Annotated in this window: 22 protein-coding genes; 12 read left to right on the top strand and 10 right to left on the bottom strand. The window is 59.7% G+C overall.

From position 1 onward, the window contains the following. Positions 1 to 18: 18 nt before the first annotated feature. From AAC060_RS02795 to AAC060_RS02785, 3 genes are all read right to left on the bottom strand, one after another. The gene (locus tag AAC060_RS02795) at positions 19 to 885 is read right to left on the bottom strand and encodes a FecR domain-containing protein (RefSeq protein ID WP_339822685.1); all 867 of its coding nucleotides are present in this window, start codon (positions 883 to 885) and stop codon (positions 19 to 21) included. 3 nt (positions 886 to 888) lie between these two features. After that, positions 889 to 1263 (bottom strand): hypothetical protein, encoded by a 375-nt coding sequence (locus AAC060_RS02790; protein ID WP_339822683.1) that lies wholly within the window; start codon positions 1261 to 1263, stop codon positions 889 to 891. A gap of 90 nt (positions 1264 to 1353) precedes the next feature. Then, on the bottom strand, positions 1354 to 2136 hold the full coding sequence (locus AAC060_RS02785; RefSeq protein ID WP_339822681.1) for a nuclear transport factor 2 family protein: 783 nt from the start codon (positions 2134 to 2136) through the stop codon (positions 1354 to 1356). Between the two features lie 251 nt (positions 2137 to 2387). Between AAC060_RS02785 and AAC060_RS02780 the strand changes: the two genes are divergently transcribed. Beyond that, positions 2388 to 3260: an alpha/beta hydrolase gene (locus AAC060_RS02780; RefSeq protein WP_339822679.1), complete on the top strand. Its 873-nt coding sequence runs from the start codon at positions 2388 to 2390 to the stop codon at positions 3258 to 3260. Positions 3261 to 3542: 282 nt separating this feature from the next. Continuing rightward, positions 3543 to 4091 (top strand): cytochrome b, encoded by a 549-nt coding sequence (locus AAC060_RS02775; RefSeq protein WP_339822678.1) that lies wholly within the window; start codon positions 3543 to 3545, stop codon positions 4089 to 4091. Positions 4092 to 4122: 31 nt separating this feature from the next. Here AAC060_RS02775 and AAC060_RS02770 read toward each other — a convergent pair whose 3' ends face one another. Further along, on the bottom strand, positions 4123 to 5694 hold the full coding sequence (locus AAC060_RS02770; RefSeq protein ID WP_339822676.1) for a cisplatin damage response ATP-dependent DNA ligase: 1572 nt from the start codon (positions 5692 to 5694) through the stop codon (positions 4123 to 4125). Beyond that, positions 5694 to 6695, bottom strand: a complete 1002-nt coding sequence (locus AAC060_RS02765) for a ligase-associated DNA damage response exonuclease (RefSeq protein ID WP_339822674.1) — start codon at positions 6693 to 6695, stop codon at positions 5694 to 5696. The genes AAC060_RS02770 and AAC060_RS02765 overlap by 1 nt, the downstream gene beginning before the upstream one ends. A 425-nt stretch (positions 6696 to 7120) precedes the next feature. Between AAC060_RS02765 and ribB the strand changes: the two genes are divergently transcribed. Together ribB and ribH are read left to right on the top strand one after the other, a co-directional pair. After that, the gene (gene ribB / locus AAC060_RS02760) at positions 7121 to 8437 is read left to right on the top strand and encodes a 3,4-dihydroxy-2-butanone-4-phosphate synthase (RefSeq protein WP_339822673.1); all 1317 of its coding nucleotides are present in this window, start codon (positions 7121 to 7123) and stop codon (positions 8435 to 8437) included. A 94-nt stretch (positions 8438 to 8531) separates the two neighbouring features. Beyond that, positions 8532 to 8963 (top strand): 6,7-dimethyl-8-ribityllumazine synthase, encoded by a 432-nt coding sequence (ribH, locus tag AAC060_RS02755; RefSeq protein ID WP_339822671.1) that lies wholly within the window; start codon positions 8532 to 8534, stop codon positions 8961 to 8963. A gap of 53 nt (positions 8964 to 9016) precedes the next feature. On the opposite strand, the gene AAC060_RS02750 is transcribed toward ribH, so the two are convergent. Both AAC060_RS02750 and AAC060_RS02745 read right to left on the bottom strand, forming a co-directional pair. Beyond that, the gene (locus AAC060_RS02750) at positions 9017 to 9535 is read right to left on the bottom strand and encodes a hypothetical protein (RefSeq protein ID WP_339822669.1); all 519 of its coding nucleotides are present in this window, start codon (positions 9533 to 9535) and stop codon (positions 9017 to 9019) included. A 155-nt stretch (positions 9536 to 9690) separates the two neighbouring features. Next, entirely contained in the window at positions 9691 to 10257 is a 567-nt protein-coding gene (locus tag AAC060_RS02745; RefSeq protein WP_339822667.1) for a type 1 glutamine amidotransferase domain-containing protein, read from the bottom strand. A gap of 224 nt (positions 10258 to 10481) precedes the next feature. On the opposite strand from AAC060_RS02745, the gene AAC060_RS02740 reads away from it, so the two are divergent. Both AAC060_RS02740 and AAC060_RS02735 read left to right on the top strand, forming a co-directional pair. Further along, positions 10482 to 10970: a Dps family protein gene (locus tag AAC060_RS02740; RefSeq protein ID WP_339822665.1), complete on the top strand. Its 489-nt coding sequence runs from the start codon at positions 10482 to 10484 to the stop codon at positions 10968 to 10970. Between the two features lie 44 nt (positions 10971 to 11014). After that, complete coding sequence (locus AAC060_RS02735) at positions 11015 to 11137, top strand: hypothetical protein (RefSeq protein WP_339822663.1); 123 nt, start codon at positions 11015 to 11017, stop codon at positions 11135 to 11137. A gap of 74 nt (positions 11138 to 11211) precedes the next feature. On the opposite strand, the gene AAC060_RS02730 is transcribed toward AAC060_RS02735, so the two are convergent. Continuing rightward, positions 11212 to 12012 (bottom strand): methyltransferase, encoded by an 801-nt coding sequence (locus AAC060_RS02730; RefSeq protein ID WP_339822662.1) that lies wholly within the window; start codon positions 12010 to 12012, stop codon positions 11212 to 11214. A gap of 138 nt (positions 12013 to 12150) precedes the next feature. Between AAC060_RS02730 and AAC060_RS02725 the strand changes: the two genes are divergently transcribed. The 3 genes from AAC060_RS02725 (at position 12151) to dnaE (ending at position 18379) form a co-directional block, all read left to right on the top strand. After that, a complete protein-coding gene (locus AAC060_RS02725; RefSeq protein ID WP_339822660.1) occupies positions 12151 to 13068 on the top strand; it encodes a hypothetical protein in 918 nt (305 codons plus the stop codon). Further along, positions 12956 to 14512 carry a DNA polymerase Y family protein gene (locus AAC060_RS02720; RefSeq protein ID WP_339822658.1) on the top strand — a complete coding sequence of 519 codons (1557 nt, stop codon included), beginning with the start codon at positions 12956 to 12958 and terminating at the stop codon, positions 14510 to 14512. Before AAC060_RS02725 ends, AAC060_RS02720 begins: the two co-directional genes overlap by 113 nt. Before the next feature lie 171 nt (positions 14513 to 14683). Continuing rightward, on the top strand, positions 14684 to 18379 hold the full coding sequence (gene dnaE / locus AAC060_RS02715) for a DNA polymerase III subunit alpha (RefSeq protein ID WP_339822656.1): 3696 nt from the start codon (positions 14684 to 14686) through the stop codon (positions 18377 to 18379). Here dnaE and AAC060_RS02710 read toward each other — a convergent pair. Then, positions 18376 to 19635 carry an ACS family MFS transporter gene (locus AAC060_RS02710; protein ID WP_339822655.1) on the bottom strand — a complete coding sequence of 420 codons (1260 nt, stop codon included), beginning with the start codon at positions 19633 to 19635 and terminating at the stop codon, positions 18376 to 18378. The two genes, dnaE and AAC060_RS02710, sit on opposite strands and share 4 nt — an antisense overlap. A gap of 142 nt (positions 19636 to 19777) precedes the next feature. On the opposite strand from AAC060_RS02710, the gene hppD reads away from it, so the two are divergent. From hppD to AAC060_RS02695, 3 genes are all read left to right on the top strand, one after another. Beyond that, complete coding sequence (hppD, locus tag AAC060_RS02705) at positions 19778 to 20878, top strand: 4-hydroxyphenylpyruvate dioxygenase (protein ID WP_339822654.1); 1101 nt, start codon at positions 19778 to 19780, stop codon at positions 20876 to 20878. Next, positions 20878 to 21426, top strand: coding sequence for a VOC family protein (locus AAC060_RS02700; protein ID WP_339822652.1), 549 nt, complete (start codon positions 20878 to 20880; stop codon positions 21424 to 21426). Before hppD ends, AAC060_RS02700 begins: the two co-directional genes overlap by 1 nt. Before the next feature lie 140 nt (positions 21427 to 21566). Next, positions 21567 to 22577 carry a fumarylacetoacetate hydrolase family protein gene (locus AAC060_RS02695; protein WP_339822650.1) on the top strand — a complete coding sequence of 337 codons (1011 nt, stop codon included), beginning with the start codon at positions 21567 to 21569 and terminating at the stop codon, positions 22575 to 22577. Positions 22578 to 22646: 69 nt separating this feature from the next. Here AAC060_RS02695 and AAC060_RS02690 read toward each other — a convergent pair whose 3' ends face one another. After that, positions 22647 to 23939: an amino acid permease gene (locus AAC060_RS02690; protein ID WP_339822648.1), complete on the bottom strand. Its 1293-nt coding sequence runs from the start codon at positions 23937 to 23939 to the stop codon at positions 22647 to 22649. Positions 23940 to 24299: the final 360 nt, after the last annotated feature.

Here is a 24299-nt window from a genome sequence, read left to right as displayed (position 1 = left end):
GCCCTCCGACATTTTACCCTAGCAAGCGGGCCCGCCTGGATAGGAGTTGCTACAATCTTCATCGCCGCCGGGCAGCAATAATCCGACCCCGACACCGATGATCGCGGCTGGTATCAGCGCTTTCAGCAAGCCGCTATTGCCGGCACCCGCCACTTTCGGCGCAAGCTCATCCTGCAATTTCGACAGGCCGCTGGCCGACAGCTTGAACGGACCGATGGGCTGCGCGCCGGGCCGAGGAATATAGGCCGCGAGGATCGGCTGATCCAGCGTCACCGTTTTGCCTGCCGCGCTGACTTCGGCCAAGCCGATATCCAGATCACCGCTGCGATTGGCTCCCGGTCCGCGCAGGACGACCAGCATCGCGCTGTCCTTGTCGCCTTTCACGCCGTCCAGAAACGGTTCCTTCTTGGCAATTGCGACAGCCTCTTTGCCGACAACACCATCAAGAGCGGTTCCGCGGATACCGATGGTACCGACCGAACTGCTGACCGAGGCGGAGGATTTACTGGACTTGCGGCCGGACATGAAGCGAAAGGCACCCTTGCTCACGGTCGCGGTGAGGGAACGCTCTTTACCCGGATCATAGACAAATCGGTCTATCGTCAGCCGGGCGTTGGACCCGATGGTCAGGCTCGACCGGTCGAGCAACAATATCTGCAACTTGCTCTTGCTCTTGGTGCTCAGCATATCGCCCCAGGCCAGCCGCTGGCGGCGCGGTATCTTGACCGCTTTTTTTATCGTCGCGTTGCTCATCCGCACATCACCGACAACGGTGGCGGCTATCCCGACCTGTGTCGGCGCGGAGGAAGCCGGGGTCATGGCGAAGATTAAAAGGGCCGGGGCCAACAGGGCGGCTTTGATCGGCAAGGATTGGAAGGATATCATGGTCTATTCCTTGTCCGCCAACGGGCATAATTTCATGACATCGGCCCACAATTCGGGGGCGAAATTCTTTTGCTTCAATTTGCCGAGTTCGACAGCACCGCCCAGTTGATCGTCAATCTTGCACAGGTTTACCGCGTGCAGCAGCCGTGCGCTGTCCGATCTGGGGTGGAGCGCCAATACCCGTTCGAGCGTGGCAATCGCCTCGAGATATTCTCCGCGAGCAGATTGTTCCTGGGCAAAGGCAATGCCCTTCTCCTCGTCGACCGCGACTTCCGCCATCGCATCCAGTTCGGGGAGCGTTTCCGCATAAACCGCAGCGACCGGTTGTGCGGCGATGAAGAGCGCAGCCGCCAAGCCCTTGATATATTCGTGTTGCAAAGCCCGTGCCTCCTGTTTCGATCCGATGGTTAGCATAGACGCCAACGGTTTCCTATCGTCACCGGTGCCACCAAGCGCCGGTCGTACAGCCTAATTGGTAATAACCGCCCATTCGTCACCGAACCGGGCCCAATAGGCACCGCCTGGCCACGAGAAACTTCCGCCATCCATTTTTCCCGACACGGAAATCGGCGGCTTTCCGTCCGGCCCGAGTATCTGATATACACGCCCGCCCATGATCGGCGTGACCGTGAGTGTTTCGGTTATTTCGACGGGATAGCCGGACAATATCGTCCGCAAATAGGTTATCAACCCGTCAGCGCTGCCCATATCCCGCCCGAATTCTTCGATCAATGGCGCGTGCATGTGCAGGATGGTGTCAACATCGCCCGAGCGCGCCGCCTCCTGCAGCTTTTTCACCGCATCCAGCAGGCCTTCGTCGCCCGCGATATCGGCCTTGAGGTAGTTATAATCGAGAGGTCCATCATGTTCGAAGCTCAGTTGTTTGGAAGATGATGACGTAAAGCGCACGGTGTCGATGATATCGTGATCATCATATTCCCCCTTGCACCGCGCAAAGATTTCAAACGCCGCCGCGCTTCCGTCATAATCGATCTTCAATATATTCTTGCCGGGAACCAGCCATTCGGAGAGTATATATTCAGTGGAAGACGGGCTCGTCGTTCCGTTGCCGGAAGACAGTTTGACGCCTCTGTCCTTGAGCAAGACACCGCTCAGGGTTGCGCGATAGCTGCCCGATTCAATCGTGGCCCGCACGCCGCGAGAAACGTCGCAGGCAGAAGCCGCTGCCGGCATCCCCACAACGAGTGCCATCATTATTGCGATACCGGCTTTCAATTTGCGCCCGACCATTTTTCCGTCCTCAAGTTGCTTCCTCTTCCCATGGTATAGCATTTCGGCAGCTTGGGACTATGACCAAGGTCACATCGCCATGCGCGGCACAGAGTCTGACGGACTAGCTGTCCGGACCGAGCGCGTGCTGGCAGGGGTCCTACTGACGTGCTTCCGGACCAACGCCAGATCCCCATTCACCCAGACGCTTGTCGAACCCTGCCGCTCCCATTAGAGCTATGATTCAATTCTCTCTTTCGATGGAAATCCCGATGACCTTGAACGGCCCCGCCTCGCACAGCTATTTCTCCCAGCGGCTCAAGCTCCATTATGCCGACTGGGGCAATGAGGACAAGCCGCCGCTGATCCTGCTCCATGGCGGCAAGGATCATTGCCGCAACTGGGACTGGACGGCGCAGGCATTGCGCGAGGACTGGCATATCATCTGCCCTGACGTGCGCGGTCATGGCGACAGCCAGTGGAGCACCGACGGCAATTATACCACCATGGCAATGGTCACCGATCTGGCGCAGCTGATCCATCAGCTCGATCTGTCGCCGGTCACCATCGTCGCGCACAGTATGGGCGGCAATATCGCGCTGCGTTATACCGGCCTCTATCCCGATACGGTGCGCAAGCTGGTGGCGATCGAGGGGCTCGGTCCCAGCCCCGAAATGCTCGCCGAACGCGAGAAGGTCGGGCCGCTGCAGCGGGTGCGCAACAGCATCGAGGAAAAGCGCAAGGCCGCTGGCCGACTGGTCAAACGCTATCCGACGTTCGAAGATGCGCTGCACCGGATGCAGGACGCGAACCAGCATCTCTCCGACGAACAGGCCCGCCACCTGACCACTCACGCGGTGATCCGCAACGAGGACGGCAGCTACAGCTGGAAATTCGATCCCTATGTCCAGCACTGGGATAGTATCGATCTGTCGCAAGACGCGATACACGAGCTATGGGGCGACATCAGCTGTCCGACCCAGCTCCATTATGGCGCCGACAGCTGGGCAAGCAATCCGGAGAAAGACGGCCGGATGAAATATTTCGGCGACAATGTGACGGTGAAGGAATTTCAGCAGGCCGGCCACTGGCTGCATCATGACCAGTTCAAGCTGTTTGTAGAGACGTTGAACGAGTTCCTTTAAATCTGAGCGGATGGACCTGCTTTGATAAATAGAAAACCCCGGCCGGATCGTCGCTTAGGTATATTCCCTGCGTTTCGTTCGTTTATGACCGATGTTACAAACACTCACCAAAGGAAGTTCGTAGGTCAAACGCATTGGCATTTCTTGCGATCGAGCCATATCATCGTCGCCGGTTCCACAGTATTCCGCCGGCAAGAAGCTTGCAAATGATTGACCGGTCGGACGTGTGACAGCATCAAATGATCCGCTTCCTGTTTAATTGCGCACGAAAAGAGGCCTCATATGAATGCAACCGCCAATCCAGCACGCTATTCGTCCTTTTCCATTTTCCTGCACTGGGCAATGCTGCTGCTGATAACCGCTGTCTATAGCGCCATCCTGCTGCGCGAGAATTTTCCAAAAGGCAGCGATTTCCGCGAAGGGTTGAAGAGCTGGCATTTCATGCTCGGCCTGTGCGTGCTGCTCCTCGTGATTATCCGGATCATCACGCGGCTTGTCACTGCAAAACCGCCGATCAAACCTGAGCCGCCCGCCTGGCAGATGCTGGTCGCCAAGGGCACACATCTGGCGCTATATACATTCATGCTGGCAATGCCCCTCGCGGGCTGGCTGATCCTGAGTTCTGCTGGCAAGACCATTCCATTCTTCGGACTTGAGCTTCCTGCACTGGTTGCGCCGGACAAGGCTCTCTCGGGGCAAGTGAAGGAATGGCACGAGACATTCGGCACGGTCGGGTATTTTTTGATTGGCCTGCATGCTTTGGCGGCGCTGTTCCATCATTATGTGGTCAAGGACAATACACTCCGGCGCATGCTCCCCGGCAAGCGCTAGGGGTTGCAGCTACTAACTGAACGGTCACCGCTCAGGAAATCATTGCCTGCAATGTAATGATCCGGTCGGCTTCGTCTGCTGGCTTGTCCTTGCGGATACGGTGGATGCGCGGGAAGCGCATGGCGAGGCCGGATTTGTGGCGGCCGCTTTCGTGGATCGAGTCAAACGCAACTTCCAGCACCAGCGATTTCTTCACTTCGCGGACCGGGCCGAAGCGGCCCATCGTATTCTGCCGGACAAAGCGGTCGAGCCATTTCAGCTCTTCGTCGGTGAAACCGGAATAGGCCTTGCCGACCGGCAGCAGTTCGCCATCCTCGGTCCAGCAGCCGAATGTATAATCGGAATAGAAGGACGCGCGCCGCCCGTTGCCACGCTGCGCGTACATCATCACGCAGTCGGCGTTCAGCGGGTCGCGCTTCCATTTATACCAGTGACCGGTCACCCGGCCCGCCAGATAGGGGCTTTCCCGGCGCTTGAGCATCACGCCCTCGATCGCTGCGTCGCGAGCCCCGGCGCGCATCTTTTCCAGCGCGGCAAAATCATCGACATCGACCACCGCCGAAAGATCGAAATGGTCGGGATGGAGTTTCGGCACAAAGCTTTCGAGCCGTTGGCGCCGTTCGTGCCAGGGCGACAGGCGCAGATCGTCTTCCCCGTCCATCAGCAGGTCATAGACCCGGACGAATGCGGGAAATTCCTGCCGCATTTTTTTCGAGACAGTCTTGCGACCGAGGCGTTTCTGCAGCGCATTGAAACTGGCCGCCTCGCCGCCCTGATCGGTGCCGCGGACCAGCAGCTCGCCGTCAATCACGCCGTCGCGATCAAACGCCTCGACAATATCAGGGAATGACGCGCTGATATCATCGCCGCCGCGGCTGTAGAGCCGGGTCTCGCCGCCGAGATGCACGGCCTGCACCCGGATGCCGTCCCATTTCCACTCCACCGCATATTGGTCGAGATCGAGATTGTCGCCCTCGAACGGATGCGACAGCATGAACGGACGAAAAAAGGGCGTTGCGGAAAGATCGGGACGGTCACCGCCCTGCTCCGCCCATTCGAATAATTTCTCATAAGGCGGGTCGAGCGCGTGCCAGAGCTCCTCGACATCATCAAGCGCCACATCAAAGGCCTGCGCGAAAGCGGTTTTAGCCAGCCGCGCCGATACGCCAACCCGCATCCCGCCAACCGCCAGCTTGAGCAGCGCATAGCGGCTGTTGCTATCCAGACTGTCGAGCAGGGACGCTACAATGTCGGGAGCGGTCGCACGATTGGCGGCAGACAGCGCCTGCACCACCTCGTCGATAGTCGGATCGCTCTGCTCCCGCCCCTCCGCTTCGGGCCAGACCAGCGCTACCGTCTCGGCGGTATCGCCGACATAGTGGCGCGACAGGCGGAACAATTCCGGATCAATCCGCGTTCCGGCCAGATTGCGGATGGTGGCGGATTTTACCGCCGGAAAGTCGAGGCTATCGGTCAAGGCCGCCAACGCCCAGCCGCGATCGGGATCGGGCGTTTCGCGCAAATAGGTTGAGATCGCCGCCAGCTTGGCGTTACGCGATCTTGTGTAGATCAAACTTTCGATCAGGGCGGCAAAGCGGCGCATCAGCCGTCGTCCCCTTCTTCGCGCCCGACCATCGCCAGCGCCCGTGCCTTTATCTGGTGCAATTCGCACCAGCGCAGCAGGCCGTCTTCGCTGCCATGGGTGATCCAGGTTTCTTTCGGCGCGAGTTCGCGGATGGTTTCGGTCAGTTCGTCCCAGTCGGCATGGTCCGAGATCACCAAAGGAATCTCGACCCCGCGCTGCCGCGCCCGCCCGCGCACCCGCATCCAGCCGGAGGCCATGGCGGTCACCGGATTGGGCAGCCGCCGGCTCCATTTGTCGGTCAGCGCCGAGGGCGGCGCGATAATGATCTGTCCGCGCATCTCTTCTTTCGGCGTGTCCATCACCAGCCGCAGCTCGCCGAGTGAGACGCCGAGTTCCTCATAAAGTTCGCACATCCGGACCTGCGCACCGTGCAGATAAATCGGCTTGTTCCAGCCCGCCCGGCGCAGCTCGGCAATCACCCGCTGCGCCTTGCCCAGCGCATAAGCGCCGATCAATATGCTGCTATCCGGCTCGGCTTCGAGCCGCGCGAAAATCTTGGCGATTTCGCCCGTGATCGGCGGATGCTGGAACACCGGCAAACCAAAGGTCGCCTCGGTAATGAAAATATCGCACGGCACCAGCTCGAACGGCGCGCAGGTCGGATCGGGGCGGCGCTTGTAATCGCCGGTGACGACCACCCGCTCGCCCTGATATTCCATCAGCACCTGCGCCGAGCCCAGCACATGGCCCGCCGAATGCAGGCTGAAACGCACGCCGCCGCGCTCGAACCCCTCGCCATAAGCGATCGGCGTTCCCGCCTCCGTGCCATAGCGCAAGCCCATGATCGCCAGCGTCTCCGGCGTCGCCCACACATCCCCATGCCCGCCGCGCGCATGGTCGGCATGGCCATGGGTGACGACTGCATTTTCCTTGGGCGCTGACGGATCGATCCATACATCGGCAGGCCGCACATAAATGCCCTGCGGATGCGGCTCGATCCAGTGTTTCGCTTTTGCCATGGACTAATAGCGTATTGGGTTGGGAAAGGTTCCGGTCAAATGGAAAGGCGGAGCGAAGAAGTGATGCTGGCGTCTATCAGCTCCTCCTCTTCAGAGGAGGGGCTCAAAATGGAGTCCTCCTGAGGTGGTGACTTCTATGATCACATTTCACATTCCACGCAGCCCCCTCTTTCCTACATCACCCCGCCAATGCTAAAACGCGACTATGAACAAAACACCCTCATATCCGCCCCAAAACCGGCCCCCCGAGCCGCTTTTATCACCCCCCAGATTTTCAATTCTATAACCCTGTAAAGTGTGTAAAGTTTGAAATATAATTTCGCAGCCAGCGACACACTATGTGACCTCAATGTGATCTTTGTCCTAGACCAATCACATTTCAATGTGATAAACGATTCGCAACATCACATTGAAAGGCCGAGTCCATGAGCAAAATTCTGATAGAACAACTGGTCGAACTTATCGAATCCGGTGAGGAAACACGCGCCGGCCTCGCGCGCGCTGCCGGTCTCCACGCCAATAGCCTGCGCAGCCTGGGTCAGGAGGACTGGAACCCTACCGCGGAAACGCTCGGCAAGCTGGAGACCTATCTGGCGCGCGGCGCCAGCGGCGTGATGGCGACGCCGGAAGAGATTATCAACGAGGCGCGCAACGGGCGGATGTATATCCTGGTCGATGACGAAGACCGCGAAAATGAAGGTGACCTGATCATTCCGGCACAGATGGCGACCCCCGATGCGATCAACTTCATGGCCAAATATGGCCGCGGGCTGATCTGTCTGGCGATGACGCGGGACCGGGTCGAGGAACTGGGTCTCGACATGATGAGCGCGAACAACCGCGGCGCCTATGAAACCGCCTTCACCACCTCGATCGAAGCACGCGACGGCGTTACCACCGGAATCAGCGCCGCCGACCGTGCCCGCACGGTTGCGGTTGCGATCGATGGCACCAAGTCCAAGGACGAGATTGTTACCCCCGGCCATATATTCCCGTTGCAAGCGCGCAATGGCGGCGTTCTGGTCCGCGCCGGCCATACCGAAGCGGCCGTCGATGTCTCCCGTCTTGCCGGCCTCAACCCCGCCGGCGTGATCTGCGAGATCATGAAGGATGACGGTGAAATGGCGCGGCTCGATGACCTGATCGAATTTGCCCAGCATCACGGCATGAAAATCGGCACGATCCGCGACCTGATCGCCTATCGCCTGCGCCACGACCATCTGACAGAGCGCCGCGAAGAAGCGCGTTTCACCAGCCGCTGGGGCGGGGAGTGGAATGCGATCACTTTCTATAACAGCGCAACCGAGAGCGAGCAGATCGTCCTGCAGAAAGGCCATGTCGATCCCGACAAGCCGACTCTGGTGCGGATGCACGCGACCACCATCTTCCCCGACCTATTCGGACAGGATACCGGCCGCGCCAATATGCTGCAGGAATCGATGAAGATCATCGGCGAGGAAGGGTCCGGCGTTATCGTCTTCATCAGCCCGCGTGTACCCGACCTATATTCGCGGCAGGTCCGCAGCCTTGGTGGCGGCAAGCCGCCGGCGATGGATCAGCTGCGCGACTATGGTGTTGGCGCGCAAATCCTCAGCGAACTGGGTGTGCATGACATGGAGCTGTTGACCAATACCAGCCATGATATGGTCGGGCTCGACGCATTCGGATTGCGCATTGTCGGACAGCGCGCAGTACCGGCGGCAAATGCGAACGCGAACAGCAAGGAACTGGAGAGCGCCTGACCGGCTCGTCATCCTGAATCCACTTCAGAACCTCCATCGAACATCCACCAGATCCTGAAACGAGTTCAGGATGACGAATTTGAAAGAAGATAAAATGGCAAAATTCCTTATCGTCGAAGCGCGGTTTTACGACGAACTAAACGACATGCTGATCGCAGGCGCGACCGATGCCCTGAAAGCGGCGGGCCACGAGCATGAAATCATCACTGTGCCCGGCGCGCTGGAAATTCCCGCCGCCATCTCGATGGCGATCGACAGCGATCTCTATGACGGCTTTATCGCGATCGGCGTCGTGATCCGTGGAGAAACCTATCATTTCGAAATCGTCGCCGGGGAAAGCGCGCGCGGCATCATGGCACTGACCATGGACGGCGCGGCGATTGGAAACGGGATCATCACGGTGGAGAATGAAAACCAGGCGCTGGCGCGCGCTGACAAGGTTCGCAAGAACAAGGGCGGAGAGGCCGCCCAGGCAGCGATTGCAATGTATGAGCTGGCGATGAAATTCACCGCCCAACTGCAATAGTCTGAAATTTAGCGGCGGCAGGCCCATTCAGCCGCCGCCGCTAAAATAATGGCTTATTGAGTGCCGGTAAGCGCAGCGTTGAACTGGTCTTCGGTCATCGTAATGGCAACACCATCCGGCCTGTCCATGAAGGCATCGACAGGCAGTTTCACGGGCTGGCCATCATGGTCCACGGTCACATAGTCGGCATCGACTTCTTTAATTGTACCGATGACCGCAGCCCCGTTTACGCTTTTCACTTCGGTTCCCGGAGTCAGCGCAGCCAGCAATTGGGCTTTGGCGTCGGCAGCCGCTTTTTCGATGGCGGCGTCGAGATCAGCCTGGGTCATCATGATCGACAGGCCATTTTCTGCTTTGGCGAAGGCATTGGGCGCGAGCGCTGCCTTGTTCTTGCCTGTATCCACAATCACGGCGCCATCGGCGACCGAATCGACTGTACCGACTTCACCGCCATTGGGTCCGAAAACCTTCATGCCAGCCTGGGCTTCGACAGTCGGAGCGGCATCTTGCGCCAGCGCTGGTGTAGCAGCGAGAAGCGCGGCGCCGGTCACGAGAGTCAGAAAATTCTTCATATTTTACTCCTTAAAGTTCCAAAAAATGGCGCTCAACCGCCAAAGCCTTCTAGGTAAAAAGCCATGGCCGAATTTGTTAAGGCGATTGAGGCGAGTTGAGCCATGAGCAGGACAGAAGACAATTATGTAACAATCGTCCAGCAAAGACCGGCAAATTAGGCCGCTTTTTGTGCCCGCCGGTGGATGCCTTCCCCGACCTCCTCGATGATCTTGGCGCTGAAAGCGTCGAGATCGCCGGGATGGCGCGATGTGATCAGGCCATTGTCGACCACCACCTCGCTATCTTCAAATCGTGCGCCGGCATTGATCAGATCGGTCTTGATCGAAGGGTAACCGGTAACCTTGCGGCCCTGCACTAGATCCGCCTCGATCAGCAGCCATGGCGCATGGCAAATGGCTGCGATCGGTTTGCCGGCATTGAAAAAGGCTTTCACGAAATCAACGGCCTTGTCTTCGACCCGCAATAAGTCCGGGTTCATCTGTCCGCCCGGCAAAACCAGCGCGTCAAAATCGCTTTCTCTGGCATTGTCCACGGTCATGTCGACGGCGATGCTTTCGCCCCAGTCCGTTTCATCCCAGCTTTTGATCGAGCCGGATTGCAGCGACACTATGGTAACATTGGCACCCGCGTCGATCAGTTGTTTCCTGGGTTCGAAAAGCTCCGATTTTTCAAAACCGTCCGTCGCCAGGATTGCTATTTTTGCGTTTGAAATGTTCGTCATTTCTGTCTTCCTTTCGTTAGAGGTTGCAACAGGTCTACGCGGCCCGGTGCAAATTCGTTCCAGAAATCCGGGATATTTAACGCGGTCGCTCTTCCCTCACCTACCGTTTCGTTTTTCAGACGGAAACATGGAACCACATCATCATCGGCGCGTAAGTTTGACAGATACCGCGCCCCGCCAAGCCGTCGGGCGCGACAACAAAGAACAAAAAGAAAGCCAAATATATGACTGTCAAAACCGCAGACCTCCGCGAAATGAAGAGCGATATCAAAAAGGCTGACCGTGCTGATGTCGCCGACAAGCTGGGCGAAACTCTGGCCTCCACCTATGTGCTTTACCAGAAGACCCAGTCGGTCCACTGGAACGTCACCGGCCCGCAATTCCTCGGTATCCATAAGCTGACCGAAGGCCAATATGAGGATCTTGCTGCCTCGATCGATGCAATCGCCGAGAGGATCCGGGCGCTGGGCGCAAAAACGCCGGTTGGTCTCTCCACCTATATAAAGAATAGCGTGATCGACGATCAGATCGATACTGGCGATGTCAAAGCCATGCTCAAGCAGCTGTCGAGCGATACGCTAACCGTGGCAGACCAGATGCGCGAATTTGTGAAAGTCGCTGACGAGGCAGATGATGTGTTCACCGCGGATCTGCTGACCGCACGGATCGGTGCTTTGGAAGAAGCATCATGGATGCTCTCGGCCAGCCTGTAATCCACTCCCATCATAATGATCACAAGAAACGATAGGAAAATCAGATGATAAAATTAGATAAAACCGACGCCCGTCAGGGCTTCACCGCCCGCCACATGATCATCGTGCTCGGTGTATCGACCCTGGCGGCGATCATCGCATTGGCTGTTGTGACGGGCTTTTTCTGAACCGGTTTAACGCTTCCTTGGCGCCCCTGCCGCTCCTGCCTCGTGCAGGAGCGGCTTTTTACTGAGCGGGCGTTTTACTTTGGCTTGGTCAGTTTCAATATGAACCGGTCGGTCTGGCCGCGCACGGCAGGATCAAAGACATTTTTGCTATGATTGTCGCCATCACCGGCGAGCAAATCTTCATTGAGTTCGACGGTGAAACCCGCCGCCTCCGCAACCGCGACCGCTAAAGCCGGATCGAGCCGGTGATAGGCTTTGTTATCGCCATCGGGATCACCGACATGGTCAATCAACCCGAAACTCCCGCCCGGTTTCAGCTTGGCCTTCACCGCAAGCAACATGCCGGTTGCCGCCACGGCCCCGTAACTATTGTAGACATCATGGAAATTGAGCGCGGTAATCGCCACATCGATACTGTCGTTGGCGACACCGAGATCGGTAATTTCCCGGTTCAGCCGTTCGATCTGCGGCAGGTCATTGGCCGCGAGTCTGGCGCCTATTTCCGTTTCATAGGCGCCGTCACGCATTTTTAGCGCCTCCGCCGGATTCTGCGCATAGACCTTGCCTTCCGGCCCGGTCGCAATCGCCGCCGCTACGCTATACCAGCCGCCGGACGCGATCAGATCAAGCACGACATCGCCTTTTTTCAAGCCGAGAAAGGCCAATACTTCCGCCGGCTTTCGGCTGGCATCACGGGCCTTGTCCTCATCCGACCGGCCTTGTGCAGCGTCCAGCGCAGCCTCGGTGGCAGCCACGTCAATGGTCCCCATTGTCTCCATTTCAGCGGCTTCATGATGTTTGGCAAGCAATGGCAAGGGCGCAAGGGCCGTGGTCGCAAGACCAAGGGCAGACAGTTTCAGCAAAGTGGTTTTCATGGCATTCCTCCTGTTGAGCCATGTTCATCTTCCCCGCGCCTCCGGTCAAGCATTATGCGATAAAGCCTGTTGCGCCTGATGCTGCAAATCGTGAACAGACTTGACCAAATCCGTCCGTTCTATATTTTAGAACAAATCATGAACAATATCGATTCGGATTCGGGTCAGGCTCTCGAGCCTTCACCGGACACATCTTCTGCTGTGCCTCAGGCAACACCAGCGAAACCCTCTGCCTTGCGGGCGCGGCTCGCCAGAATATTGGCGACGTCCGGCGTCAGGACTGCGGAGGATGATGGCGCGCCGTCGCATTTTACTTTTGGCATAGACAGCATCGACACAGGCTTGCGCGGCAATGCGGGAGTCGATGGGCTGCCCCGCGCGGCACTGCACGAACTGCACGCCGCGAGCAAGGATGACCGGACCAGTACAGCGGCGCTGGCTTTGTTGCTGGCCCAGCGTTGCCGGAATCTGGATCAGGAGGAGCGACCGATATTGTGGATCAGCGAAAGCGGCGAAGCCAGACGGCAAGGCCGTCTCTACCCGCCCGGCCTGGCGGAACTCGGCATTGATCCGGACAGCATCATCCATATCGATGCGCCGGACAGCATCGCGGCACTGCGCGCAGCCGCCGACGGCGTGCGGTCTTCGGCGCTGGCAGCGGTGATTATCGAACTGTCGGGCAAGAGACCCAAAGGCCTCGACATGACAGCTACCCGGCGCCTGTCGCTGTCGGCACAAAAGTCGGGCGTGCTTAGTCTGGTCCTGCGTTCCGGCAGTGATCCGGACAATCCCTTGCCGACCGCTGCCTTCAGTCGCTGGCAAGTGGCTACCGCGCCTTCGCTCGCGCTGGAGGCCAATGCTCCGGGCCATCCTGCTTTCGACATCACCCTGCTGCGCCATCGCAGCGGTCTTTACGGGCTGAGCGCCCGACTGGAGTGGAACCGTGACGAACAAATCTTCCGCGAACAGCAAAGCGAGCAGAGAGCGCCGGACATTGGCGCTGTTCCTGCCCTGGTTGCCGTCCGAGCGGATCATCAGGGCACACGGGCCGCCTGACCATCCCTTTGCGCTGACCGAAAAGATACGCGGCGCGATGGTGATCATGGCGGCGGACCGGCAGGCCGTGTCGCTGGGTCTTGGCCCGGGCATGAAGCTTGCCGACGCAAGGGCGCGGGTGCCGGATCTGCTCTCCTTTAATCACGAGCCGCTGGCCGATGCCGACCTGCTGTCACGGCTGGCCGAAGCCTGTGAACGTTACACACCGATGGTGGCGGTCGAGCCACCTTATGCGCTGATCCTCGATATCACCGGCGCGGCGCATCTCCACGGCAATGAGGAAAAGCTGGCGCAGGATGCCGAAGACCGGCTTAATGCGGTCGGTTATAGCGCCTGCTGGGCCTTGGCCGGAACCGCCGACGCCGCACTGGCGCTGGCGCGACATGGTCTGAAACAAGGCGCAGAAGCACAGCTGCCGGTAGCGGCGCTGGCCATGGACGAGAAAACCCACCAGTCGCTCGAACGGGCCGGGCTGTACAAGATCGGCGATATTGCCGAACGGCCCCGCGCCAATCTGGCGGCTCGTTTCGGGATGGAGTTGACGGTGCGGCTCGACCGGATTCTTGGACTCGAAGACCGCCCGATCGACCCGCTGCGCCGGATTGGCAATGTCGTCACCGAGCGCCGTTTTGCCGAGCCTTTGACCCATATCGACGGCGCGCTCACCTGCCTGTCGGAACTGTTCGCGGAAGCCTGCGAACGGCTCAACGAGCGCGGCCTCGGCGCCCGGATGGTCCGGATGATGCTGTTCCGCTGCGATGGCGATGTCGCGCGACTCGGTCTGGAAACCGGCGCGCCGACCCGCGACGTGACCCTTTTCAAACGCCTGCTGCGCGAACGGATCGAGGCGCTCAATGACCCGCTCAACCCCGGCTTCGGCTATGATCTGATCCGGCTGAGCATTACGGCTTCGGAGGTGCTGGCGCCGCAGCAATTAAGGCTCGAGGGCGGCGAGGACCGGCGCGGCGATGAGGTCGCTCTGGTCAGCCAGCTCAGCACAAGGCTCGGCCGCGACCGGGTCCAGAAATTTGCCCCTGCCGACAGCCATATCCCCGAACAGGGCTTGCTCGCCCTGCCCGCGCTCAACGCTCCGCCGCCGGTGCCGTGGCAGAGACTCTCGGCCGACAATCCGCCGATGCGCCCCTTGCACATGTTCGACCCGCCGCAGCGCGTGCAGGTGATCGCCGAAGTCCCCGACGGCCCGCCCTATCACTTCACCTGGCGGCGCAAGAGCCATCAGGTGATCCGCTATGAAGGGCCCGAGCGCATCGCATCGGAATGGTGGCAGCGCAAGGATGGACAGCAGCCCGGCAACGGCGGCCTGACCCGCGACTATTATCGCGTCGAGGATGCCCGCGGCCGGCGCTACTGGCTGTTCCGGCACGGGCTTTATGGCGAGGAGAAAGCAAACCCGGACTGGTATGTGCATGGGCTGTTTGCTTGAGAAGCCTTCTCCCCTGGGGGGAGAAGGATACGGCGCCTTGCTTGCAAAGCAAGCTAGGCAGAGTTGGATGAGGGGGTTCGCGGATCCGATAGAGCGGAGCACCCTCACCCAGCTACGACTAGCGAACAAGTTCGCAAGTCTGCGCAACCCTCTCCCTCAAGGGAGAAGGTAATGACGGCCTTCGCAGAACTGGCCGCTTCCACCCATTATAGTTTCCTGCGCGGCGCCTCCTCACCCGCCGACATGGTGATGCAGGCGATGGCGCTGGGCATGACCGGCATAGGTATAGCTGACCGCAACAGCGTTGCGGGTGTCGTGCGGGCGCATGCGGCGCTGCGCCGGGCGCGCGAGGATGCAGCGGAAGAAGGGCTCACTTTGCCCGATCTGAAACTGATCGTCGGGTCGCGGCTGGTCTTTGCCGACGAGACGCCGGAGGTGATTGTCTATCCCCGCAACCGGCGCGGCTGGGGGCGGCTGACGCGGCTGCTCTCGACCGGCAATTTGCGGGCTGAGAAGGGGGATTGCTTTTTATATGAGGCGGATTTGCTGGAATGGTGCAGCGAGGATTGGGCGCTGATCATCCTCCCTGAAGCGTCAGCTTCGGGGAGGGGGACCGTCAGCCAGAGCGAAGCGGCGGCTGATGGTGGAGGGGCCGGTGACGGGATTGCTACATTAAGGGTGCCCCTCCACCATCCTTCGGACGGTCCCCCTCCCCCCGCTGCGCGCGGGGAGGAAATATTTGGGCACCTCCTCTCCCATACCCCCCATATCTGGCTGGGCGCCGCCATGCCGCGCTCCGGACCGGACAAGCGCCATCTCGCCAGACTGCACAGCCTTTCCGAAGCGAACGGCATCCCGCTCATCGCCACCAACAATCCGCTCTATGCGACGCCGGAACAGCGCGCCCTCCACGACATCCTCACCTGCATTGCCGAGAAGACCACGGTTGCCAAAGCGGGCCGCCTGCTTGCCGCCAATGCCGAGCGTTTTCTCAAACCTCCTGCGGAAATGGCGCGCCTGTTCCGCGACCATCCGGAGGCGCTGACCGAGACGCAGCAGCTGCTCGGCCTGATCGATTTCACGCTCGACGAGCTGAGCTATCATTATCCCGAAGAACCGGTACCCGAAGGCTGGACACCGCAGGGCTGGCTCGCGCATCTGACATGGGCCGCCGCTCATGAGCGGCATGGCGAGGCCCTTCCGGAACGGTTGCGCATCAAGGTCGAGGAGGAATTGCGGCTGATCGAAAAGATGAAATATGCGCCCTATTTTCTGACCGTCCACGATATTGTCAAATTTGCTCAGGATCAGAAAATCCTCTGTCAGGGGCGCGGGTCCGCGGCGAACAGCGCGGTCTGTTATCTGCTCGGCATCACCTCGGCCGACCCGATGGAACATGACCTGCTCTTCTCCCGCTTCATTTCCGAGGAACGCCGCGAACCGCCGGACATCGACGTCGATTTCGAACATGAACGGCGCGAGGAGGTGATCCAGTATATCTACGCCCGCTATGGCCGCCACCGCGCCGGGATTGCCGCGACCGTGATCCATTATCGCTCGCGCAGCGCAATCCGCGAGGTTGGCAAGGCGCTGGGCCTGTCGGAAGATATTACCAGCCGCCTGTCGAGCACCGTCTGGGGCAGTCACGGCGGCAAAACGCCCGACAAGCGTTTTGCCGAGACCGGACTCGACCCAGACAATCCGGAAATCCGGCGGCTCGGTGATCTGGTCCAGCAGATATTGCAATTTCCCCGCCACCTGTCGCAGCATGTCGGCGGTTTCGTGCTGACCCAGGACCGGCTCGACGAGACCGTGCCGATCCACAATGCCGCGATGGACGACCGTACGTTCATCGAGTGGGACAAGGATGATATAGACACGCTCGGCCTGATGAAGGTCGATATTCTCGCGCTCGGCATGCTGACCTGTATCCGGAAGGCGTTTGATATGCTGGAGGACATCAATATCCTCCCTGAAGCATCAGCTTCGTGGAGGGGGACCGTCAGCCAGAGCGCAGCGGCGGCTGATGGTGGAGGGGCCGACGGTGGCAGCGCTGCACCGGAGCCACCCCTCCACCATCCTTCGGATGATCCCCCTCCCCGTGCTGCGCACAGGGAGGAAAGAAGGTGGACCCTCCAGAATGTCCCGCACGAAGACCCGGCGACTTATGACATGCTGTGCAAGGGCGACAGTATCGGGGTGTTCCAGGTCGAGAGCCGGGCCCAGATCAACATGCTGCCGCGGCTGAAACCGCGCGAATTTTATGATCTGGTGATTCAGGTGGCGATTGTCCGGCCTGGCCCGATCGAGGGCGATATGGTCCATCCTTATCTGCGGCGGCGCAGCAGGGTAGAGAAAGTAACGCTGCCCTCACCGAAACCGCCGCATGATCCGAGCGAGCTGAAATCCGTACTCGGCCGGACCTTTGGTGTGCCCTTGTTTCAGGAACAGGCGATGAAGCTGGCAATCGTCGCCGCCGATTTCTCGCCCGCCGATGCCAACAGGTTGCGCCGCGCGATGGCGACCTTTCGCAATGTCGGTACGATCCACCATTTCCGCGAGAAGATGGTCGAGGGCATGGCCGCCAAAGGCTATGAACGGGAGTTCGCCGAGCGCTGCTACAAGCAGATCCAGGGCTTTGGCAGCTATGGCTTCCCGGAAAGCCACGCGATCAGCTTTGCCCGGCTGGTCTATGTCTCGAGCTGGATCAAATGCCACCACCCGGCGGTATTCGCGGCGGCGCTGCTCAATTCGCAACCAATGGGCTTTTACGCGCCGGCTCAGCTTGTCCGGGATGCGCGCGAGCACGGGGTGGAGGTGCGGGAGCCGGATGTGAATTATAGCGAGTGGGATAACCGGGTAGAGAGAGAAGGAATAAGCCCCTCCCTTTCAAGGGAGGGGGAAGGGGTGGGTGCGGCACCGCAAGGTGACGCTCGCGAAGCGAATGGAGATACGAGAGACACCACCCCAACCCCTCCTCTAAAGAGGAGGGGCCAAATGCCCTCCCTCCGCATCGGCGTCCGCCAGATCGACGGGTTCCGCGAAGCCTGGGCCGAACAAATCCTCGCCGCCCGCCCGTTCCGGACCATCGAGGAACTCGCCCATAAGGCCGACCTTCCCGCTCGCGCCCTGCGCCTGCTCGCCGACGCCGACGCCTGCCGGTCGCTGGGGCTGGATCGTCGTCAGGCCCTGTGGGAAGTGCGCCGGACTCCGGTCAACACATTGCCGCTGTTCGAGGCCGCACAAGCTAAGGAGCTCGGGCTGGAAGCCGACGCCCGTCTGCCCGCCATGACCAAGGGCGAACATGTCGTCGCCGATTACCAGAGCGTCCGGCTGTCGCTCAAGGGCCATCCGATGGAATTTCTCCGCGAGCGTTTCCGCGCCATGGGTGTGCTCAGCTGCGCGGAACTGGCGCGCGCCAAAAATGGATCTCAGGCAAAAGTCGCCGGCGTCGTGCTGATCCGCCAGCGGCCCGGCAAGGGCAATGCGGTCTTCATCACGCTGGAGGATGAAAGCGGGGTTTCCAACCTTTTGCTCTGGGCCAGCCGCTTCGAGAAAATGCGCCGCCCGGTGATGGCGGCCCGGCTGATGCTCGCCACCGGAGAAGTCCAGCGCAGCGTCGAAGGCGTGACCCATTTGATGACCACACGGGTCGAGGACCATAGTTTCATGCTCGACGAAATATCCGACCGCGACCGGCCCGACATGCCGATGTCCCGCGCCGACGAGGTCAAGCGACCAATCTATCGCAACGAGGATCGCTGGGCAGCAAGAGCCGCCGGATCACCGCCATCCCATGGCGCCAAATCCAACGGCGGTCATCCGCGCAATGTCAGGATATTACCGAAGTCGCGGGATTTTCACTAGACGGCTGCGGTCTCGAACTGCCGTTCACCGCTGCCGAAGACAAGATAGAAGATCAGGCCGAATGCGGCCACAGCCGCTGCGACCTGGAACACCAGCGACCATGATCCGGTGACGTCCAGGATCCACCCGCTGACCAGCACGCCGACGATGCCCGGAATGGTACCGGCGGTGTTGGTAATCCCCATCAACGTACCGGCATGTTCCGGTGCAATATCCATATGGTTGACGAAAAAGCCGCTGACCGCAAAAGCCCCGAGCGCGCTGCCAACCGTCATGATGGTGATCGCGGTGACCGCATCTTGCGCCTGTCCGACAAGCAGCAGCGCTATGATGCTGCCGCCGAAGCCGATCAGCATCATCAGCTTGCGCACGCGGGTAATGGTCATGCCGCTGTCGATCAGCCGGTCCGCAACAACCCCCGAAATGTTGATGAAAATGAACAGCGCGATATGCGGCATCATCGCGAAATAGCCGACCGAGGCATAGTCAACGCCCAGCCCCTTGGTGACAAAGGTCGGCAGCCAGGCGAGCAGAACATAGAACCACCAATTATTGCAGAAATGGGCGACGATCACGGCCCAGACCGGCATATTGGTCATCAGCGCGCGCCACGGCGTCGCGACTGCCGGCGTGTCGGCAATCGTGTCGGCGGCAATCAGGTCCAGCTCTGCCTGACTGATGCCGGCCTGCTTGCGCGGGCTCGATGCGATGAGAAAATACCAGATCGCGCACCAGATGAAACCGACACCGCCGAACAGATAGAACACCCATTCCCAACCCCAGGACGCCACGATCACCGGCGTCGCCAGCAGCGCGAAAACCGTGCCCAGCGGGATGCCGCTATTGGAAAATCCTGCGGATCGCGACCGTTCCCTGACCGGTATCCAGCGGGCGTAGAGCGCGTAAATGGCCGGGAAAGTGACAGCTTCGCCCATGCCCATCAATATCCGGGCGACGATCAGAACCGCGATTCCGAGTGCCGCAGCGGGCGGGGCGACCAATGTGAAGAGCGACCAGATCAGCACGCCAAAGCCGAGAACGACCTTGCCGCCATAACGATCGGCCAGCTTTCCGCCGACAACCTGGGTGAGCAGATAGCCGATGAAGAAGCTCGACAGCACCAGCCCCTGTGTCGACAGGTCCCAGCCATAGGTTTCGACCATCGGAATGATCGCGACCGAGATCGCGACCCGGTCCATATAACAAATGAAAATGGCCAGAAACGCCATGAATGCCAGTTGATGGCGTTTTTGCATATTCACCCTCCCCGATGATGCCACCTCATCCTTTTATATGGATTGGGTGGGCGGCTATTCACTTGCATATCCAGTGCAAATCCCCTATAGTATCATTTGTAACTATACTGCGGCTTTACGCATATTATCCCGAGGAAATCCTGTGACTGATCTGTTTGAAAATCCCGTTGGTCTCGACGGCTTTGAATTTGTCGAATTTTGCGCGCCCGAGCGCGGTGTGCTCGAACCGGTCTTTGCGGTCATGGGCTTTACCGAGATTGCCCAGCATCGCAGCAAGGACGTCCATCTGTGGCGGCAGGGCGGCATCAACCTGATTATCAATTACGAGCCCAAATCGGCGGCTTGGTATTTTGCCCGCGAGCACGGCCCGTCGGCCTGCGGCATGGCGTTCCGGGTCAAGGACGCGCGCAAGGCCTATGCCTATCTGCTCGAAAAGGGCGCGGAACCCGTGCACATGCAAACCGGACCGATGGAATTGCATATCCCGGCGATCCGCGGCATCGGCGGCGCAATTCTCTATCTGGTTGACCGTTATGACGGCGGCGAACGCGGCGAGAATCTGTCGATCTATGATATCGACTTTGAATATCTGCCCGGCGTGGACCGCAACCCCGTAGGTGCCGGCTTCAAGATCATCGATCACCTGACCCATAATGTTTATGGCGGCCGGATGAAATATTGGGCGGATTATTACGAGACCCTGTTCAATTTCCGCGAAATCCGCTTCTTCGACATCAAGGGCGAATATACCGGCCTGACCTCCAAGGCGCTCACCGCTCCAGATGGCAAAATCAAAATCCCGCTCAACGAGGAAGGCGACGGCGGCAAGGGCCAGATCGAGGAATTTTTGCGCGAGTTTAACGGCGAGGGCATCCAGCATATCGCATTAATCTGTGATGATCTGATCGCCTGCTGGGACCGGCTCAAGACACTCGGCGTGCCGTTCATGACCGCCCCGCCGAACACTTATTACGAGATGCTCGACGGGCGCCTGCCCGGCCATGGCGAAGATGTGAACGCGTTGCAGACCCGCGGCATATTGCTCGACGGCACCACAGAAGGCGGCGAGCCCCGTCTCTTGCTGCAGATTTTTGCCGAAGCGCAGGTCGGACCGGTTTTCTTTGAATTTATTCAGAGAAAGGGCGATGACGGTTTTGGCGAGGGCAATTTCAAGGCCCTGTTCGAAAGCATCGAACGCGACCAGGTCGCGCGCGGGGTGCTGAATGTAGAGGAGCCGGTATAATGGCCGCACCAAAGATCAACGGCATCCACCATGTCGCCTATCGCTGCAAGGATGCGAAAGAAACGGTCGATTTCTACCAGCGGGTGATGGGCATGGATTTTCAGCTCGCCTTTGCCGAAAATGAAGTGCCCTCGACCGGTGAATATGATCCCTATATGCATATTTTCCTCGATGCCGGCGGTGGCAATGTCCTGGCCTTTTTCGAACTGCCCGAACAGCCGGACATGGACCGGGACCAGAATACCCCGGCCTGGGTCCAGCATATTGCCTTCAAGGTGAACTCGCTCGACGACCTGATGGCGGCCAAAGCCAATGCAGAGGCCGAAGGGCTCGAGGTGCTCGGACCAACCCATCACGGTATTTTCAAGTCGATCTATTTCTTCGACCCCAACGGCCATAGGCTGGAACTGGCCTGCGATATCGGAACGGACGAGGAAATGACCGAATTGCGCCGCGTCGCCCCCGCGATGCTCGAGGAATGGAGCCGCACCAAGAAGGCACCACAACATGCTGCCTGGCTGCACGAGAAAGCCCGCGACGAGCATTAGCTTGCCTTGCGCCGCATAAGCTCCTTTATTACCGTTCGTGTCGAGCGTAGTCGAGACACTGAGCCCACACGCACCGGTCTCTCGAATCCTGAGCATGTCGAAGGGCTCGAGACGAACGGCAGACAGACCGAGGAACGCACATGAAACTCGCTACCCTGAAAAATGACACCCGCGACGGCCGTCTGGTCGTGGTCTCGAAAGATCTCACCCGTTGCTGCGAAGCGAGCAATATTGCCCCCACCTTACAAGCGGCCCTCGACGATTGGGAAAATTGTGCGCCGAAGCTGGAAGCGCTCTACCGCGATGTCGAACATGAGACCGTGCCCTGCGAACGCTTTCACGAGCGGCTGGCCGAATCTCCCCTGCCCCGCGCCTATCAATGGGCCGACGGCAGCGCCTATATCAACCATGTCGAACTGGTCCGTAAAGCGCGCGGCGCGGAAGTGCCGGAGAGCTTCTACAGCGATCCGCTGATGTATCAGGGTGGCAGCGACGCCTTCCTCGGCCCGCGCGATGATATCCCGCTCGGCGATCCCGCCTGGGGCTGCGACATGGAAGGCGAAGTCGCGGTCATCACCGATGATGTGCCGCCTGGCGTCAGCGCTGAAGACGCGGCCGGCCATATCAAGCTGGTCATGCTGTGCAACGATGTGTCGCTGCGCGGCCTGATCCCCGGCGAGCTGGCCAAGGGCTTCGGCTTTTTCCAGTCCAAGCCGCCCTCGGCCTTCTCCCCGGTCTGCGTCACCCCGGACGAGCTCGGCGACGCGTGGCAGGGCTCGGTCATCCATCTGCCACTGCAGGTCGACTATAACCGCGAGCCCTTTGGCCGCGCCAATGCCGGAGCGGACGCCACATTCAGCCTAGCCGATCTGGTAGCCCACGCCGCCAAGACCCGGCCGCTGTCAGCCGGCACGATCATCGGATCCGGCACCGTCTCCAACCAGGGCCCCGATGGCGACCCCGGCAAGCCGGTCAGCGAAGGCGGCCTCGGCTATAGCTGCATCGCCGAAATCCGGATGATCGAGACCATCAACGACGGCGAGGCCAAGACGCCGTTTATGAGCGCTGGCGATACGGTGAAAATCCAGATGCTGGATGCGGATGGTCACTCGATTTTTGGTGCGATCCGCCAGGATGTTGTGGCGGTTTGATGGGGCTGAATCTACGCAGGTAATGCGGAAAGTGGAGAAAACGCTGGAGGCATAAGCCCTGCCCGGCATTCAGCCCGCAGGAGCCGTCCCGCGGGCACGCGTCCGTCCGCCGATCAGGAAATGCAGCGGCACCGCGACTAGAATCAGCAGGATGCCGAGACCGCCCGCTTCCAAACCGGTTCCATAGAGCACCCAACAGCAGAAGCCGAGGCCAACCACCGCCAGGGTTCGCTGGATATGCACCACCAGAGCGGCGATGCAAATGGCTGCGTAGAACCAGATCGCCGAAGCGGTCGTCAGCCGCAGCAGGAAGTCCAGCACTCTCTCGCCGATGCCTGTCGCGCTCGCCAGCATCAGTATAATCGCCAGCAGACTGCCCAGTAGCAAGGGTCGCGCCGCCACGTCGTGGCTGCTGGTCGGCGCCATATATTCGGGCAGCTGGCCATCGCGGACCATACCCAGCGGGAGCTCGCCCATGAACAAGATTATGCCGTTGATACAACCGATCGCGGAGATCGCGGCGAATAACGCAACGGCATCTCCGGCCCACGGCCCCAGAAAACGCGTGACGAAATAGGCGATCGGGGCTGAGCTGGCAGATAGTTCGTCCGCCGGGCTTGCCATCATGATACCGGTGCTCACGATCATATAAATGACAAGCACCAGCGCGAGACCCAGTAATGTGCCACGCACGACGTTGCGAGCCGGGTCGCGCACCCGCTCCGCCACCAGGCCCGCGGATTCGAAACCGAGCAAGGCAAAAAATGTGATAGCCAGCGCCGGCGTCAGCGACGCCGCCGAAAAGGGAGCCGCCGGAGCCTGGCTATAGATAGCCGGCGCGCTCACGGCGAGCCACGCGACGATTGCAATGACAACGACGAGCGGTACTAGCTTGAGCAACGTAGCGGCCACCTGAAAATTGCCAGCGTTGCGCACGCCGCGGATATTGATCGCGGCCAATGCGGCAACGATCACTGTTCCGCCAATGGCTTGCTCCAGAGGGCCGTGGGGAAGCGACGGAAACAGATGCAGCAGATAGGCGGCACCGGCCATGGCGACCACCGATACACTGCCTATCAGGGAAACCCAGTAGCTCCAGGCGATCACCCGCCCCGGCAGCAGGCCGAGAATGTCGCCGCAGATCGTCAATATGCTGGGCTCCCTGGATCGCTGGATCGTGAGATCGGCGATGATACGGGCAATAGCCAATACGCCCATGCCGCCGACGATCCAGCTGACCGCACCGGTCCAGCCAAGCGGCGCGAGCTGTGCGGGAAGAACAAAAATACCCGCACCAATCATCGTCCCCACGACCATCGCAGTCGCAGTCCAGACACCGAATGGTCTTTCCAATTTTGCCATGTAACTTGTCCCCCCGGACGGAGACTTGCATGTAACTTTCTTTTTTCAAAGAAATTTATTGAATCGGGAAGTTCCGGCAGACGGTTCTGGCTTGCTGTGACAGCGCACTAATTTGTTTCTGCGTCTGAAGTAGAGTGCACTGCCACCGTCACGCAAACCGGTCAGCGAAGGCTGCCTCGGCTATAGCTGTATCGCTGGAATCCCGATGATCGATACGGACCGTCATTCGATATTCGGCGCGATCCAGCAGAATATTATGGCGGTGTGATGGGTTTGGTTGTTCGCGGGTATTTCGCAAGATCTAGTGAGCTTGAATGAACCTGCTCCCGTTGGGCACATGAGGCCAAAATGACATCGGCG

Origin of the sequence: uncultured Parasphingorhabdus sp., from assembly GCF_963975555.1 — a bacterium.
In the GTDB taxonomy this organism is placed as follows: Bacteria; Pseudomonadota; Alphaproteobacteria; order Sphingomonadales; family Sphingomonadaceae; genus Parasphingorhabdus.
The sequence above is the reverse complement of the archived record's forward strand: the minus strand, read 5'-3'. Positions and strand labels throughout refer to the sequence as shown.

Bases quoted from the DNA above. Each gene is read 5' to 3' on its own strand.
- AAC060_RS02795 (WP_339822685.1), bottom strand. From the start codon at position 885: ATGATATCCTTCCAATCCTTGCCGATCAAAGCCGCCCTGTTGGCCCCG.
- AAC060_RS02785 (WP_339822681.1), bottom strand. From the start codon at position 2,136: ATGGTCGGGCGCAAATTGAAAGCCGGTATCGCAATAATGATGGCACTC.
- AAC060_RS02780 (WP_339822679.1), top strand. From the start codon at position 2,388: ATGACCTTGAACGGCCCCGCCTCGCACAGCTATTTCTCCCAGCGGCTC.
- AAC060_RS02775 (WP_339822678.1), top strand. From the start codon at position 3,543: ATGAATGCAACCGCCAATCCAGCACGCTATTCGTCCTTTTCCATTTTC.
- AAC060_RS02770 (WP_339822676.1), bottom strand. From the start codon at position 5,694: ATGCGCCGCTTTGCCGCCCTGATCGAAAGTTTGATCTACACAAGATCG.
- AAC060_RS02765 (WP_339822674.1), bottom strand. From the start codon at position 6,695: ATGGCAAAAGCGAAACACTGGATCGAGCCGCATCCGCAGGGCATTTAT.
- ribB (WP_339822673.1), top strand. From the start codon at position 7,121: ATGAGCAAAATTCTGATAGAACAACTGGTCGAACTTATCGAATCCGGT.
- ribH (WP_339822671.1), top strand. From the start codon at position 8,532: ATGGCAAAATTCCTTATCGTCGAAGCGCGGTTTTACGACGAACTAAAC.
- AAC060_RS02750 (WP_339822669.1), bottom strand. From the start codon at position 9,535: ATGAAGAATTTTCTGACTCTCGTGACCGGCGCCGCGCTTCTCGCTGCT.
- AAC060_RS02745 (WP_339822667.1), bottom strand. From the start codon at position 10,257: ATGACGAACATTTCAAACGCAAAAATAGCAATCCTGGCGACGGACGGT.
- AAC060_RS02740 (WP_339822665.1), top strand. From the start codon at position 10,482: ATGACTGTCAAAACCGCAGACCTCCGCGAAATGAAGAGCGATATCAAA.
- AAC060_RS02735 (WP_339822663.1), top strand. From the start codon at position 11,015: ATGATAAAATTAGATAAAACCGACGCCCGTCAGGGCTTCACCGCCCGC.
- AAC060_RS02730 (WP_339822662.1), bottom strand. From the start codon at position 12,012: ATGAAAACCACTTTGCTGAAACTGTCTGCCCTTGGTCTTGCGACCACG.
- AAC060_RS02725 (WP_339822660.1), top strand. From the start codon at position 12,151: ATGAACAATATCGATTCGGATTCGGGTCAGGCTCTCGAGCCTTCACCG.
- dnaE (WP_339822656.1), top strand. From the start codon at position 14,684: ATGACGGCCTTCGCAGAACTGGCCGCTTCCACCCATTATAGTTTCCTG.
- AAC060_RS02710 (WP_339822655.1), bottom strand. From the start codon at position 19,635: ATGCAAAAACGCCATCAACTGGCATTCATGGCGTTTCTGGCCATTTTC.
- AAC060_RS02700 (WP_339822652.1), top strand. From the start codon at position 20,878: ATGGCCGCACCAAAGATCAACGGCATCCACCATGTCGCCTATCGCTGC.
- AAC060_RS02695 (WP_339822650.1), top strand. From the start codon at position 21,567: ATGAAACTCGCTACCCTGAAAAATGACACCCGCGACGGCCGTCTGGTC.
- AAC060_RS02690 (WP_339822648.1), bottom strand. From the start codon at position 23,939: ATGGCAAAATTGGAAAGACCATTCGGTGTCTGGACTGCGACTGCGATG.